Genomic DNA, 14233 nt, shown 5'->3' on the forward strand with positions numbered 1-14233 from the left:
GGACAGCCGCGCATGGCCCGTATCGTGATGAAGTTCGGCGGCACGTCGATGGCCGGGATCGAACGCATCCGCGTGGTCGCGGCCCGCGTGAAGCGCGAATGGGACATGGGCAACGAAGTCGCGGTCGTCGTCTCGGCAATGGCGGGCGAGACCGACCGGCTGGTCAATTTCTGCCGCGAAGCATCCTCGCTCTACGATCCCAAGGAATATGACGTCGTCGTCTCGGCGGGCGAGCAGATCACCTCGGGCCTGCTCGCCATCGCATTGCAGGCGATCGGCGTGCCCGCGCGCAGCTGGCTGGGGTGGCAATTGCCGATCCGCACCTCGGACGGCCACGCCTCCGCACGGATCGGCGATATCGACACGACCGCGCTGAACAAGAGCCTCGCGAACCGCGAGGTCGCGGTAATCCCCGGTTTTCAGGGCGTCGCGGTGGGTGAGCGCGTCAGCACCCTGGGCCGCGGCGGATCGGATACGTCGGCGGTCGCGATGGCGGCGGCAATGAAGGCCGATCGCTGCGACATCTACACCGATGTCGACGGCGTCTATACCACCGACCCCCGCATCGTCCCGCGCGCGCGCAAGCTGAAGCGCGTGACGTACGAGGAAATGCTCGAACTCGCGAGCGTGGGGGCGAAAGTGCTCCAGACCCGCTCGGTCGGCCTGGCGATGAAGGAAGGCGTGCGCGTGCAGGTGCTCTCCTCCTTCGTCGATGCCGACGATACCAACCCCGAACCCGGCACGCTGATCGTGGGCGAAGAGGAAATCGACGATATGGAACGCCAGCTCATCACCGGCATCGCGCACGACAAGAACGAAGCGAAGATCACGCTGGCCGACGTTCCCGACCGGCCCGGCGCGGTGGCGTCGATCTTCACGCCCCTGGCGGACGCGAACATCAACGTCGACATGATCGTCCAGAACATCGCGCATTCCAGCGGGTCGACCGACGTCACCTTTACCGTGCCTCAAGCCGAACTGGCCCGCGCGCTGGACGTGCTCGACAAGGAACGCGCCCAGATCGGCTATTCCAAGCTGGTCCACGACACCCGCGTCGCCAAGATCTCGATCGTCGGCGTGGGCATGCGCAGCCATGCAGGCGTCGCCGCGACGATGTTCGCGACGCTGGGCGAGCGCGGCATCAACATCCTCGCCATCACCACCAGCGAGATCAAGGTGAGCGTGCTGATCGAGGAGGATTACACCGAACTCGCGGTGCGGGTGCTGCACACGGCCTACGGGCTGGATGCGCCCGATCAGGAAGGCTGAGCCGTATCCCCGTTCGTTTCGAGCGAAGTCGAGAAACGTGACGAGAACGCGCGCGGGCGTTTCTCGACTTCGCTCGAAACGAACGGGTGGGGTGTTTTCAGATCAACGCAAGGCCAGCGTCGCCGCGACCCCATAATGGTCGGACGGATATTCGCCGCCCACTGGCTGGTCGGCGATCGTCCGTGCATCGGCAACCGTAAAGCGGTCGCGCTCGACGAAGATGTGGTCGATCACCCGCGCGCTGTGCCCGCGCGACGTGACCAGCGTCGTCTGAGCCGCGCCGGGCGGGAGCGCCGTTTCCAGCCCGCGACCCGCCAACCCCGCCAATCCCGAATCCTCCAGCGGCGCGTTGAAATCGCCCATCGCGACGAGCGGCGTCCCGTCGGTCGGCAGCCAGCCGAGCAGGTCGGCGATCTGCTGCGCCCGGACCGGCCCGGCGTCGGGCTGATGCGCCAGATGGGTATTGACGATATCGACCGCCTGCCCGGCGAGATCGACGCGAACGCGGATCGCGGTGCGGAAATCGTCGAGCGGTTCGAGCTTTCTCGACGCCGTCTCGATCACCGGCAGTCGCGACAGGATCGCATTGCCATAGCGTTTGGGCGACCCTGCCGGATCGACCGCGGTGAAATTCACGCTATAGCCGTCGAGCAGCGCGGCGATCGTATCGGCCTGGTTGGGGAGGTTCTTGCCCTGGTCCTCCAGGATTTCCTGCAAGCCGATCACGTCGGCGTCCGATTGGCGCAGCACATCGGCAATCAGCCGCAGCCGCGTCTGCCAGTCGCCCGCATCGTGCCAGATGTTGAAGGTGACGACCTTGAGCGTCCGTCGCGGACCCGCGCCATAACGCGTGGCGCAGGCCGCGAGCGGCAGCGCGGCGGCGGCGGTCAGAAGCGTGCGGCGGTCGAACATCGTGGGTATACTCCCCTTCACAGGCGCTGCCCCTCTAACCCCGCCGGACGCGGATGCGAACCCCTTGGCGCTTGCCGCGTCTCCAGTTTCGCGGCTAGGCGAAGGCATGAACCAAGCAGAATCAGTCGGCGCCCAGCGCCTCCAGCGCCGAATGGCACGCGGTTGTGACTTTTTGGGGTCGCAGGTCGCGATCATGGCGGGCGCCATGTCCTGGGTCAGCGAACGCAATCTGGTATCGGCGATGTCGAACGCGGGCGGGTTCGGCGTGATCGCGTGCGGCGCGATGACCGCCCAGCTTCTCGATGCCGAAATCGCCGCGACCAGGGCGATGACGTCAAAGCCCTTCGGCGTGAATCTCATCACCATGCACCCCGATCTGTTCGCGCTGATCGAGGTGTGCGGCAAGCACAAGGTCGGCCATGTCGTGCTGGCAGGCGGATTGCCGCCCAAGGGGGCGCTCGAGGCGATCAAGGCGACAGGGGCCAAGGTCATCTGCTTCGCGCCTGCCCTCGCGCTCGCGAAGAAGTTGATCCGCTCGGGCGTCGATGCGCTGGTGGTGGAGGGGATGGAAGCGGGCGGCCATATCGGCCCGGTTTCGACCAGCGTGCTCGCGCAGGAAATCCTTCCCGAGGTCGCCGAACAGGTGCCGGTGTTCGTCGCAGGCGGCATCGGGCGCGGCGAGGCGATTGCGGGCTATCTCGATCAGGGCGCATCGGGCGTGCAGCTCGGCACGCGCTTCGTCTGCGCGACCGAAAGCATCGCCCACCCCAATTTCAAGAAGGCGTTCATCCGCGCATCGGCGCGCGACGCCACCGCATCGGTGCAGATCGACCCGCGCCTCCCCGTCATCCCGGTGCGCGCGTTGAAGAATGCGGCAGGTGAGCTCTTCACCGCCAAACAGCGCGAAGTCGCCGCCCTGCTCGACGACGGCAAGGTCGAGATGATGGAGGCGCAACTCCAGATCGAACATTATTGGGCCGGTGCGCTGCGGCGTGCGGTGATCGACGGCGATGTCGAGCACGGATCGGTGATGGCCGGCCAGTCGGTCGGCATGGTGACGAAGGAAGAACCGCTGGCCGATATCCTTGCCACGCTGATGGCGGAAGCCGCCCATGCGCTGGAGAAGCGCGCAAGCTGATCCGGCATCGCTGGTTAACGCGCCGATATGGTGCAATCGGAAAGGCTTCGTTCAGTGTGATTTGAGACCCTGTTTGCTCGCCTCGTTCAGTCGGACGAGTGAACAGGGAGGATCCAATCATGCCGATTCTGTTTCTGACGGGTGGCCAGACCCTTGCGATGATGCTGGGTGCTGCATCGCCCGCACCGGTGGCGCAGCCGATGCAAAGCACGGTGGAATGCCAGTCGCGCAGCTACAAATACGAGGAATGCTGGGCCGGATCGCTGCGCTCGCCGCAACTGGTGCATCAGATCTCCAGCAGCGCGTGTATCGTCAACCGCAGCTGGGGCTATAACCGCAACAGCGGCTATATCTGGGTCGCCAACGGTTGTTCGGGCGTGTTCGCCGATGTCGGTGGCTATCATCACGGGCGCGGCGACACCTATGATCCGGGCGCGCGCGCCTATGGTGAACGCGGCCACGATACCGGGGCAGTGGTTGCCGGCGCGGTCCTGGGCGCGCTTATTGCCGGAGCGGTCAGCCACGACAATCGCAAGCATATGACGAGCAACGTGAACCACGACGCCGACCACCGTTATACCGGCTGTCACGGTGTCGGTTGCCGGGTGGACAATCCCGACCGCGGTCGCGAAACCATCGACACCCGGCCCAGCTTCGATCGCGACGGCAATCCCAATTTCGACACGAAGGGAAATTGGCAAGGCTGTCACGGTGCAGGTTGTCTGGTCGACAATCCTGAAGGCGACTGACGCTCAGTCTCGGGTCAAAGCGCGGCCCGCGCAGCCCCGGCCAGCCCGTCTGGGCGCATCGCCGGGGCATTTCGACGCGGAGCCGCTCGCCTGATCGGGAGCCATGACGCATCACCCGTTCATGCGTCGGGCCAGGATCCTGTTGGCTGCCTCTGCCGCCCTGCTCGGCCTCGCCGCCTGCGGGTCCGGGCGGGAGCGACCGCTCGCGCAATCCCCGGACGAGGTGATCGACGGCGGCCCCAATGCAGGCCTCACGGCGGCAGGAACGCTGTGGCATTTGCGCGGCGCGCTGAACGTCGCGGCGCTCAAATGCGGGGGTAACGCCGCCGATCGTTACAATGCGATGCTAAGGCTTCATGCGCGTGCGTTCGCGCGGGCGCAGGCACGATTGCAGCGCGAATATCGGCGCGGCGGCGGCGATTGGCAGCGTCGGTTCGACCAGCACCAGACCCGGCTTTACAATCATCTGGCCAATCCGCGCGGCGAACGCGCCTTTTGCGCAGCGGCATTGCCGATTCTCGATGAAATTCAAACGGTAGAACGTCGCGCGCTGACGCGTTATGCGGCACGTTCGCTCGCGACACTCGACCATCGGCTGGGCCGTTGACCCGGTTGACGTCATGACGCGATGGGGTTCGGCACCGGCCGGATCGAAATTGGTTAGCGTATGGGGGATTATGGTACAGGTTGGCGATCGGCGTGCAGGGCGCGCTTCCATCTTCGCGATGCTGGTCGGGCTGGGATTGCTCGGCGCGTGCGCGAAGAAACCCGTCGAGATCATCGCGGTAACACCGCCCCCGCCGCCCGCGCCTGCCGTCATGCCGAAGCCACCGCGCGGTGCCGCAGCCCGGCTCGCCATTCCGGCACCGCTTCCCGATGGCAGCTTCGCCACGCCCAATCGCAACCTGTCGGGTGCGGCCAGCATCTGGCATTTGCGCTCCGGCCTCAACGTCGCCGCGCTCCAGTGCGGCACCGCGTCGTCGGACCAGTATAATGCGATGCTGCGCGTGCATAAGACTGCGCTCGCCACCGCGTTCAAGACGCTGGAGGGCGAATATCGCAGCGGCGGCGGCGACTGGCAGGACCGGTTCGACGACACCATGACCCGGCTCTACAATTATTTCGCCCAGCCGCCTGCCCAGCGCGCATTCTGCGACGCCGCCATTCCCGTGCTGGCGGAGGCCGCCAACGTGACGCCCGACGCGTTCGAAGCCTTTGCCCGCACCGCGATTGCGCGGATCGATCAGCCCTTCGCCGATTTCTGGGGCGAATATCACCGCTACCGCGTCGATCTGGCCGCGTGGCAGGCAAAACAGCCCGGTGGCGCGCCAGCGGTCGCGGTCGGCACGGTCGCGCCCGCCGCGACCGGAACGGTACGATTCGCTCCGTCCACCCCCATCGTCCAGCAAATGCCCGGCACGCCCGAACCCTGAGGGGCCTTTGGAAATTCGCGAAAGGGCGAATTCGATGCGCCACAATGGCCTGGGGCAAAGCAATAATTGCTGGCCCCACAGCGCCGTGTCGCTTGCCGCTCGGCGCGCTTTCCTGTTAGCCCGTTGGCATGCCGACGACCGCCGTTGCCTCCGCACGCGAAATCCTGACCCGCCTGCACGATGTGATGGCGGCGCGGACCAATGCGCAGACCAAGCTGAACGGTGTGGTGAACATCATCGGCGAGGCGCTGAACAGCGAAGTCTGTTCCATCTATCTGCTGCGCGAAGGCGTGCTGGAACTGTTCGCGACGCGCGGGCTGGACGAGGCGGCGGTGCATGTGACCAAGCTGGCGGTCGGTGAGGGACTGGTCGGCACGATCGCGGGCAATATCGAGACGCTGAACCTCGACGAGGCCGCCGCCCATCCCGATTTCGCCTACCGTCCCGAGACGGGCGAGGAACGCTATCACAGCTTTGCCGGCGTGCCGATCATCCGCCGCGAACGCGCCGTCGGCGTGCTGGCGGTCCAGCACGCCGTTGCGCGCAAATATGACGATGTCGAGATCGAGGCGCTTCAGACCGTCGCCATGGTGCTGAGCGAACTGATCGCCAATGCCGGGCTGATCGACGGGCATGACGCCGCCAGCGCCCGACCGCAGTCGACCGCACCGGTGCGCATAGCGGGGTTCAAGCTGGTTGACGGCATGGCGGCGGGCTTCGCCGTGTTCCACCAGCCGCGCATCACCATCGAACACACCGTCGCCGAGGATATCGAGGCCGAGCGACACCGCGTCTATGCCGCGTTCGACAAGATGCGCGAACAGATCGACCGCATGACCAGCCAGGCCGAATTCGGCGTGGGCGGCGAGCATGAAGAGGTCATCGCGACCTACAAGATGTTCGCCTATGACGAAGGCTGGGCGCGGCGGATCAACGAGGCGATCGACAGCGGTTTGACGGCCGAGGCTGCGATCGAGCGCGTCCAGCAGCGCACGCGGATGCGGATGCGCGAAATCGCAGATCCGCTGCTCGCCGACCGGATGCACGATCTGGAGGATCTCTCCAACCGGTTGCTGCGCACCGTGTCGGGCCAGATGGGCACCGCCGCGCAGATGGGATTGCGCCAGGACACGATCCTGATCGCGCGCAATCTGGGGCCGGCCGAACTGCTCGAATATGATCGCCGCCGCCTGAAGGGCGTGGTGCTGGAGGAAGGGTCGCTGACCGCGCACGTCACCATCGTCGCGCGCGCAATGGGCGTCCCGGTGCTGGGGCGGGTACGCGATGTACGCCGCCTGATCGCCGAGGGCGACCGGTTGCTGCTCGACGTGAACGGCGAGAATGTCGTGGTGCGCCCGACGCCCGCGATGGACGAGGCGTTCGAGGCGAAGCTGGCGATCAGCCAAAAGCGCCGCGCGGCATTCGCGGCACTGAAGGGCGAGCCGCCGGTCACCCGGGACGGCCACCGCGTCACGCTGATGGTCAATGCGGGGCTTCGCGACGACGTCGCCGCGCTCGACCTGACCGGCGCCGATGGCATCGGCCTGTTCCGCACCGAATTCCAGTTCCTCGTCTCGGCCACCCTCCCCCAGCGCGAGCGTCAGCAGCGGCTGTACAAGGATGTGCTGGACGCTGCGGGCGACCGCCCCGTCATTTTCCGCACCGTCGATATCGGCGGGGACAAGGCGCTGCCCTATCTCGACCATGACGAGGGCGGCGATGAAGAGAACCCGGCGATGGGCTGGCGCGCGCTGCGTCTCGCGCTCGATCGCGGCGGGCTGATGAAGGCACAGGCGCGCGCACTGCTCGAGGCGGCGGCGGGTCGCACGCTCAACGTCATGTTCCCGATGGTCTCCGAACCCTGGGAATTCGACGAGGCCAGGGCGATTTTCGACGCCCAGCGCAAATGGCTGGTCGCGCGCGGCAAGAAAGTGCCGAACGACATCCGCTTCGGCGCGATGCTGGAAGTGCCAGCCCTTGCCGAAGTGCTCGACATCCTGCTGCCCAAGATCGATTTTCTGTCGGTAGGCACCAACGACCTGACCCAGTTCCTGTTCGCTGCCGACCGCGCGCATCCCAAGCTCGCGTTGCGCTACGACTGGCTGAGCCCGTCGATCCTGCGCTTCCTGCGCCGCGTGTCGCGTGAATGCCACGAAGCGGGCGTGCCGATCGCGGTATGCGGCGAAATGGGCGGACGTCCGCTGGAGGCGATGGCGCTGATCGCGCTCGGCATCGACCGGCTGTCGATCACGCCTGCGGCGATCGGCCCGATCAAGGCGATGGTCCGCAGCCTCGACCGGGCGGCGTTGAAACCTGCCCTTCATGCGTTGCTCGACACCCCGCCTGCCGACATGCGCGCGGCGCTGACGGCGTGGGCGGAGGCGAATGGCGTCGAACTGGCTTGATCGGACGACGAGGCGACGCCCCCTCGCGTTGACAGTATCCGGCTGCTAAGAGAGATCGCACAATCGGGGCAACTGGTCGCAACGCCCCGAGTGGGAGAAATTCATGGATCAGGGCGAACTCGCCGACACCGCGCCTCAGGGTCCGCGCAGCGTTGGTGACCGCCTGCGCCAGGCGCGCGAGGCGCAGGGACTGGACCTGGGCGAAGTCGCACAGCGCACCCGCGTGCCGCAGCGCCATCTGGAGGCGATCGAACGCGGCGATTACAACGCGCTGCCCGCAACCACCTATGCGATGGGCTTTGCCAAGGCCTATGCCCGCACCGTCGGCGTCGATACCGCCGAATTGGGCCGCGACCTGCGCGGCGAACTCAGCCAGACCTATTCGCGGCCGGTGCGCGAAATCTACGAAGCGAGCGATCCGCGCCGGATGCCCGGTCCCGGTGTCGTGGTCGGCGGCGTCGTCGTCGCGGTGCTGCTGCTGATCGCGGTCGGCCTCTTCTATGGCACCGACCTGTTCCGTACCAGCGACGCCCCGCCCGCGCCTACCGTGGCGGAGGCCGAACCGACGCCCGCGCCGGTCGCCACCCCGGCCGCGCCCGCAAGCGGCGGTCAGGTAACGCTGACCGCGACCGACGAGGTATGGGTGCGGGTCTATGACTCGGCAGGCACGACGCTGCTGATGAAGACGATGCAGGCGGGCGAGCAATATGACGTGCCGCCGACCGCCAGCAATCCGATGATCAACACCGGTCGCGCCGACCAGATCGAGGTCCGCGTCAACGGATCGATCGTCGCACCGCTCGGCGATGGACGGCGGTCGATCCAGAATGTCGGCGTTGGCGCCGAAGCGCTTCAGGCGCGCGGCGCGTCGTCGACGACCCCTGCACCGGCAACCGCCGCCAATCCCGGCTGACGCCGCGGCGTCATCGGCTGCTTAATGCTGGCGAAAGCTGGCTTCTGTCAGTTATAGCCGCTTTCAAGAACAACCAGCACCTGGGGGGTGTCGATGCGTATTTTCATGGCTCTTGCAATTCTTGGCGCGGGCACGGCCTGGAGCGCGCCCGTGCTGGCCCAAAGCGCGATCGAGGGCCGGGTCGATCGGCTGGAGCGCGAAATGCGCGCCGTCCAGCGCAAGGTATTCCCCGGCGGATCGGGCCAGATCGTCACGCCCGACATCACCGCGCCGCAGCAGCAGACGACGATTCCCGGCGTTCCCGCAACCGGCGCGATCACCAATCTTGAAAACCGCGTCAGCGCGATCGAAAGCCAGTTCCAGACGATCACCGGCCAGATCGAACAGGGCGAATACCGCATCCGCCAGCTTGAACAGCAGTTCGAGGCGTATCGGCGTGCGACCGACGCGAAGCTGTCGGGCATGGGCAGCGCACCCGCCGCCTCCGCGCCGACCGGCGGCACCGGCGGTCCGGCGGCGGGCGCGCCGCCACGCGTATCGGCATCGACCGCCACCACTGCCGCCAGCCCCGCCCGCCGCGAAGCGGTCGCCGCGGTGCAGAAACCCGACACCGGCGATGCGATCGAGGATCAATATACCTATGGCTTCCGCCTGTGGCAGGCGAAGCTCTATCCCGAAGCCCAGGCGGCGTTGAAGCAGGTGGTCGACAAGAATCCGACCCACCGCCGCGCCAGCTATGCCCAGAATCTGATCGGGCGCTCCTATCTCGACGACGGCAAGCCCAGCCTCGCGTCGATCGCGTTTTACGACAATTACAAGAAGATGCCCGACGGCGAACGCGCGGCAGACAGCCTGTTCTATCTGGCGCAGGCGCTCCAGCAGTTGAAGAAACCGTCCGAAGCCTGCGACGTCTATGCCGAACTCGAGGAGGTTTATCCGACGCGAATCTCCGCCAGCATGAAGGCGGACATCGCGCGCGGCCGCACCGCGGCGCGGTGCAGCTAAGCGCGGGTCTTCGCGAAAATGGTCTATCCCTTCCCCCCTTGCGGGGGAAGGTGGCGCAGAGCGCCGGATGGGGAATGCGGTCGCGCGCAACCGCATGGTTGCCGCGCCGCCACACCCGTCTCCCCGTCTCTCCCCCGCAAGGGAGGAGGGAGACGTGCGCGTAATTCCCGACGGAACCATCGCCCGCTTCCGCGACGATTGCCGGGCGCTGCTGGATGATGCCCCCTCCCCCGTCGCGCCGCTCGCCCTGGCGGTTTCGGGCGGCCCCGACAGCATGGCGATGCTCGCGCTGGCCACCGATGCCTTTCCCGGCGCGGTGATCGCGGCGACCGTCGATCACGGCTTGCGCGCCGAGGCCGCCGACGAGGCGGCGATGGTCACCGGCTGGTGCGCGACCGCAGGCATCTCGCACCAGACATTGACCGTGGCCGGGGACTGCCCGTCCGCCAGCAACCTGCACGACTGGGCGCGCGGCCAGCGCTACGCCCTGCTCGACCAATGGGCGCGCGCCGCAAAGGCCAGTGCCATCGCCACCGGACACCATGCCGACGATCAGGCCGAAACCTTTCTGATGCGCGCCGCGCGCGGATCGGGGCTGGCGGGACTGGCGGGCGTGCGCGCGCGCAATGCGGTGCCGAACCGCGTGCCGGTGATCCGCCCGCTGCTGTTCTGGCGCCGCGCCGAACTGCTCGCGGTGGTCGAGGCGGGCGGCATCCCGCATGTCGACGATCCCTCCAATCTCGACCCCCGGTTCGACCGCGCGCATGTCCGCACCCTGTTGTCGGCCACGCCCGAACTGCCCGCCGCCGCACTCGCACGATCGGCAGCGCATCTGGCCGAGGCGGAGCGCGACCTGAACGCCATCGCCGACTGGCTGTTCGAGATTCGCGAAGTTGCGCCGCGCGACTTCGACATCGCCGATTTGCCGCGCGGCGTGCGCCGCCTGATCGCCCGCCGCGCGATCCAGCGCCTGCGGGACGAGAACGCGATCGCCTCGCCCGCCTACACGCCTGCGACCAATATCGAGGGCCTGCTCGACGCGCTGGAGAACGGAAAACCCGCCACCCAGGGGGGAATCATGGTCACGCCGACGGGGGCGATCTGGCGCTTTTCGGTGGCACCGCCCCGCCGATCGCACTGATCGCCCGAAATCATCGGCTGTTCCATTGCCATTAACCTGCGCTCGCCTATCTTGAAGGCCGTACGAAAAGGTATCCGGATTCGATGAACGACAACGACAAGCAGCAGCAGCCTTCTGGCGGCGACAATGGCGGCGGCGGCAATCCCTGGATGAAGAGCCTGCTCATCTGGGTCGGCATTCTGCTGGCGCTCGCACTGTTCGTGTCGATGTTCGACGGTCGCAATTCGGCCGCTTCGGGCAATTCGATCGCCTATTCGCAGTTCCTCGATCGGGTCGAGGCGGGTGAGGTTCGCGAGGTCAACGTCACGAAGGACCGGATCACCGGCACGCTGGCGAACGATCAGCAATTCACCACCAACACGCTGTCCGATCCGAACCTGATCCAGAATCTCCGCGAAAAGGGCGTGACGATCAACGCGCGGCCCGAGGAAGGCCCGTCGATCTGGCAGTATCTGCTCGTCCAGTCGCTGCCGTTCCTGCTGTTCATCGGCATCGCGATCTTCGTGCTGCGCCAGATGCAGAAGAATTCGGGCGGCGGCGCGATGGGCTTCGGCAAGTCCAAGGCCAAGATGCTGACCCAGAAGGAAGGCAAGGTCACCTTTGCCGACGTGGCGGGCATCGACGAGGCGCGCGAAGAGCTTGAGGAAATCGTCGAATTCCTGAAAGACCCGACCAAATTCGCGCGACTGGGCGGCAAGATTCCCAAGGGCGCGCTGCTGGTCGGCTCGCCCGGCACCGGCAAGACGCTGCTGGCGCGCGCGATCGCGGGCGAAGCCGGCGTGCCGTTCTTCACCATTTCGGGTTCGGATTTCGTCGAAATGTTCGTCGGCGTCGGCGCCAGCCGCGTCCGCGACATGTTCGAACAGGCCAAGAAATCGGCGCCCTGCATCGTCTTCATCGACGAAATCGACGCGGTGGGTCGCCATCGCGGCGCAGGGCTCGGCAACGGCAATGACGAGCGCGAGCAGACGCTGAACCAGCTTCTGGTCGAAATGGACGGGTTCGAGGCGAACGAAGGCATCATCATCATCGCCGCGACCAACCGCCCCGACGTGCTCGACCCCGCCTTGCTGCGTCCGGGCCGCTTCGACCGCCAGGTCGTGGTGCCGCGCCCCGATATCGAGGGCCGGATCAAGATCCTCGAAGTCCATATGAAGAAGACGCCGCTTGCCCCCGATGTCGATGCGCGAGTGATCGCGCGCGGCACGCCGGGCTTCTCCGGCGCGGACCTCGCCAATCTCGTCAACGAAGCGGCGCTGATGGCGGCGCGCAAGGGCAAGCGCCTGGTCGCGATGAGCGAGTTCGAAGAGGCCAAGGACAAGGTCATGATGGGCGCCGAGCGGCGTTCGATGGTGATGACCGAGGACGAAAAGCGGATGACCGCCTATCACGAGGCGGGCCACGCGATCGTTTCGGTGCACGAGCCCGCCTCCGATCCGATCCACAAGGCGACGATCATCCCGCGCGGTCGCGCGCTGGGCATGGTGATGCGCCTGCCCGAGCGGGACAGCTACAGCTATCACCGCGACAAGATGTACGCGAACCTGGCGGTCGCGATGGGCGGTCGCGTCGCCGAGGAAATCATCTTCGGCTATGACAAGGTATCGTCGGGCGCGAGCGGAGACATCCAGTATGCGACCGGCCTGGCGCGCGACATGATCACCAAATGGGGCATGTCGGACAAGGTCGGACCCGTCGAATATGCCCAGCCCGAGGGTGAGACCTATCTGGGTTATTCGTCGTCGCAGCCGCGCAGCATGTCGAACGAAACGCAAAAGCTGATCGACCAGGAAATCCGCGAAACGGTCGAAGGCGGGCTGAAGCGCGCGCGCGACCTGTTGACCGAACATATCGACCAGCTTCACGCGCTGGCGGGTGCGTTGCTCGAATATGAAACGCTGACCGGCGACGAGATCAAGCGGCTGATCGCGGGCGAGGACATCGGTCGCGACGATCCGGGTGCGAAGTCCGCTCCGGTCGCGGCGGCAGGCACGTCGATCCCGAAGACGCGCCGACCCAAGGGACCGTTCGGCAACCCGCAACCGGCCTGATCGCAAGCGCTATCAGCGCAGATGGCGCCGTCCCGCTGCCCGCGGGGCGGCGCTGTTCATATGGGCTTGATCCGCGGTGTTTTTGCGGCAACCATCGCACCATGAAATCGGCCCTGCTCGCAGCGACGTTGATCGCCCTTTCGCCCGTCGCCGCATCGGCCCAGTCGATGACCGTGGATCAGTTTCTGACCAGGGCGAATGCACTGAAGCCCAAAGGCGTGATGGCGCTGGGCTCGTCCGACCTAAAGGTGCTGCGAAATCACATGGTGGCGGTGGCCGAAGATTATCGCCGCGACATCGAAGCCGCGCGCGCCAGCGGAAAGTCACCCCACAGCTGCCCGCCCCCCAATGGCAAGACCAGGCTGGGAAGCAACGAACTGCTCGCCGAATTCGAAAAGATTCCGCCTGCCCGGCGCAACGTCAGCACCAAGACCGCCTTCTACGATATGATGAAGCGCCGCTATCCCTGCGGGTAAGCGGGCTGACCGCGCCCAACCTTACCGCAAAACCAAACCCATGACGCCCCACCGTTCGTTTCGAGCGAAGTCGAGAAACGCGATCTGAGCGCCTGGCCCACGATTCTCGTCTGCGCTCGAAACGAACGGATCGGGACAGTTTCGTCCTGGAGTAGCGTCCCTATTCCGCCGCCTTCGGCGCTTCGCGTTCGGCGCGGGCGGCATCGACGCGTTCGGCGCGTTCGGCCATCTGGGTCCAGGCGGCCTCGGCCCGCAGCGCACGGTCGCGGACATTGTCGAGGGTCGCGGCTTCGGCTTCCTGATGGGCCTGAGCGGCGCGATCGCGATAGGCGAGAGAGGGGCTGGACATGGATCGGCCTTTCGCTGGGATGGAGGGTAAAAAGAAAGGGCCGGGAGCAGTTCTGCGTCCCGGCCCCGTCTCGATTATTCTGCCGGCTGCAGGTTGCAGGCCGCCATCTTGCCGCGACGATCGGGCTCAAGCTCGTAGCTCACGCGCTGATTTTCGCGCAGCGTAGGCATGCCCGCGCGCTCGACAGCCGAGATGTGGACGAACGCGTCATCGCCTTCGCCGTCGGGCTTGATGAAGCCAAAGCCCTTGTCGGCATTGAAGAACTTTACGGTTCCGGTGATCATGTCAAACATTCCTTCGTTTCAAGCGGCCCGTGTGTCGGGCCGCCGGTGCAACAAGGCAGGGAAAGAAGGAAAGAGGTGCCGCAAAGCGCCAGGAACCGTCGATTTGCG

The 14233-nt window shown here is 66.2% G+C and carries 14 protein-coding genes; 11 read left to right on the forward strand and 3 right to left on the reverse strand.

Annotated features, from left to right (window positions below; all coding sequences use genetic code 11):
* Positions 1 to 12: 12 nt before the first annotated feature.
* The gene (locus tag ACX0GZ_RS11025) at positions 13 to 1269 is read left to right on the forward strand and encodes an aspartate kinase (protein WP_458816349.1); all 1257 of its coding nucleotides are present in this window, start codon (positions 13 to 15) and stop codon (positions 1267 to 1269) included.
* Between the two features lie 102 nt (positions 1270 to 1371).
* Here ACX0GZ_RS11025 and ACX0GZ_RS11030 read toward each other — a convergent pair whose 3' ends face one another.
* Positions 1372 to 2181, reverse strand: coding sequence for an endonuclease/exonuclease/phosphatase family protein (locus ACX0GZ_RS11030; RefSeq protein WP_458816351.1), 810 nt, complete (start codon positions 2179 to 2181; stop codon positions 1372 to 1374).
* A 106-nt stretch (positions 2182 to 2287) separates the two neighbouring features.
* Here ACX0GZ_RS11030 and ACX0GZ_RS11035 point away from each other — a divergent pair, with 106 nt between their 5' ends.
* The 10 genes from ACX0GZ_RS11035 to ACX0GZ_RS11080 all read left to right on the forward strand — a co-directional run bounded on the left by ACX0GZ_RS11035 (position 2288) and on the right by ACX0GZ_RS11080 (position 13492).
* Positions 2288 to 3319: an NAD(P)H-dependent flavin oxidoreductase gene (locus ACX0GZ_RS11035; RefSeq protein ID WP_458816352.1), complete on the forward strand. Its 1032-nt coding sequence runs from the start codon at positions 2288 to 2290 to the stop codon at positions 3317 to 3319.
* 119 nt (positions 3320 to 3438) lie between these two features.
* Complete coding sequence (locus ACX0GZ_RS11040; protein ID WP_458816354.1) at positions 3439 to 4068, forward strand: DUF3011 domain-containing protein; 630 nt, start codon at positions 3439 to 3441, stop codon at positions 4066 to 4068.
* Between the two features lie 121 nt (positions 4069 to 4189).
* Positions 4190 to 4675: a hypothetical protein gene (locus ACX0GZ_RS11045; RefSeq protein ID WP_458816356.1), complete on the forward strand. Its 486-nt coding sequence runs from the start codon at positions 4190 to 4192 to the stop codon at positions 4673 to 4675.
* A gap of 70 nt (positions 4676 to 4745) precedes the next feature.
* Positions 4746 to 5501, forward strand: a complete 756-nt coding sequence (locus ACX0GZ_RS11050) for a hypothetical protein (RefSeq protein WP_458816358.1) — start codon at positions 4746 to 4748, stop codon at positions 5499 to 5501.
* A gap of 128 nt (positions 5502 to 5629) precedes the next feature.
* Positions 5630 to 7906: a phosphoenolpyruvate--protein phosphotransferase gene (gene ptsP / locus ACX0GZ_RS11055; protein ID WP_458816360.1), complete on the forward strand. Its 2277-nt coding sequence runs from the start codon at positions 5630 to 5632 to the stop codon at positions 7904 to 7906.
* Positions 7907 to 8009: 103 nt separating this feature from the next.
* Positions 8010 to 8819, forward strand: a complete 810-nt coding sequence (locus ACX0GZ_RS11060; RefSeq protein WP_458816362.1) for a helix-turn-helix domain-containing protein — start codon at positions 8010 to 8012, stop codon at positions 8817 to 8819.
* Positions 8820 to 8924: 105 nt separating this feature from the next.
* Positions 8925 to 9824 carry a tetratricopeptide repeat protein gene (locus ACX0GZ_RS11065; RefSeq protein ID WP_458816364.1) on the forward strand — a complete coding sequence of 300 codons (900 nt, stop codon included), beginning with the start codon at positions 8925 to 8927 and terminating at the stop codon, positions 9822 to 9824.
* Positions 9825 to 9978: 154 nt separating this feature from the next.
* On the forward strand, positions 9979 to 10965 hold the full coding sequence (tilS, locus tag ACX0GZ_RS11070; protein WP_458816366.1) for a tRNA lysidine(34) synthetase TilS: 987 nt from the start codon (positions 9979 to 9981) through the stop codon (positions 10963 to 10965).
* 83 nt (positions 10966 to 11048) lie between these two features.
* Entirely contained in the window at positions 11049 to 13016 is a 1968-nt protein-coding gene (ftsH, locus tag ACX0GZ_RS11075; protein WP_458816368.1) for an ATP-dependent zinc metalloprotease FtsH, read from the forward strand.
* A gap of 101 nt (positions 13017 to 13117) precedes the next feature.
* A complete protein-coding gene (locus tag ACX0GZ_RS11080) occupies positions 13118 to 13492 on the forward strand; it encodes a hypothetical protein (RefSeq protein ID WP_458816370.1) in 375 nt (124 codons plus the stop codon).
* Between the two features lie 160 nt (positions 13493 to 13652).
* On the opposite strand, the gene ACX0GZ_RS11085 is transcribed toward ACX0GZ_RS11080, so the two are convergent.
* Positions 13653 to 13841 (reverse strand): hypothetical protein, encoded by a 189-nt coding sequence (locus ACX0GZ_RS11085; RefSeq protein ID WP_458816372.1) that lies wholly within the window; start codon positions 13839 to 13841, stop codon positions 13653 to 13655.
* Positions 13842 to 13915: 74 nt separating this feature from the next.
* Positions 13916 to 14125, reverse strand: coding sequence for a cold-shock protein (locus ACX0GZ_RS11090; RefSeq protein ID WP_159709562.1), 210 nt, complete (start codon positions 14123 to 14125; stop codon positions 13916 to 13918).
* Between the last annotated feature and the right edge of the window lie 108 nt (positions 14126 to 14233).

This window comes from Sphingomonas aestuarii (genome assembly GCF_054457155.1).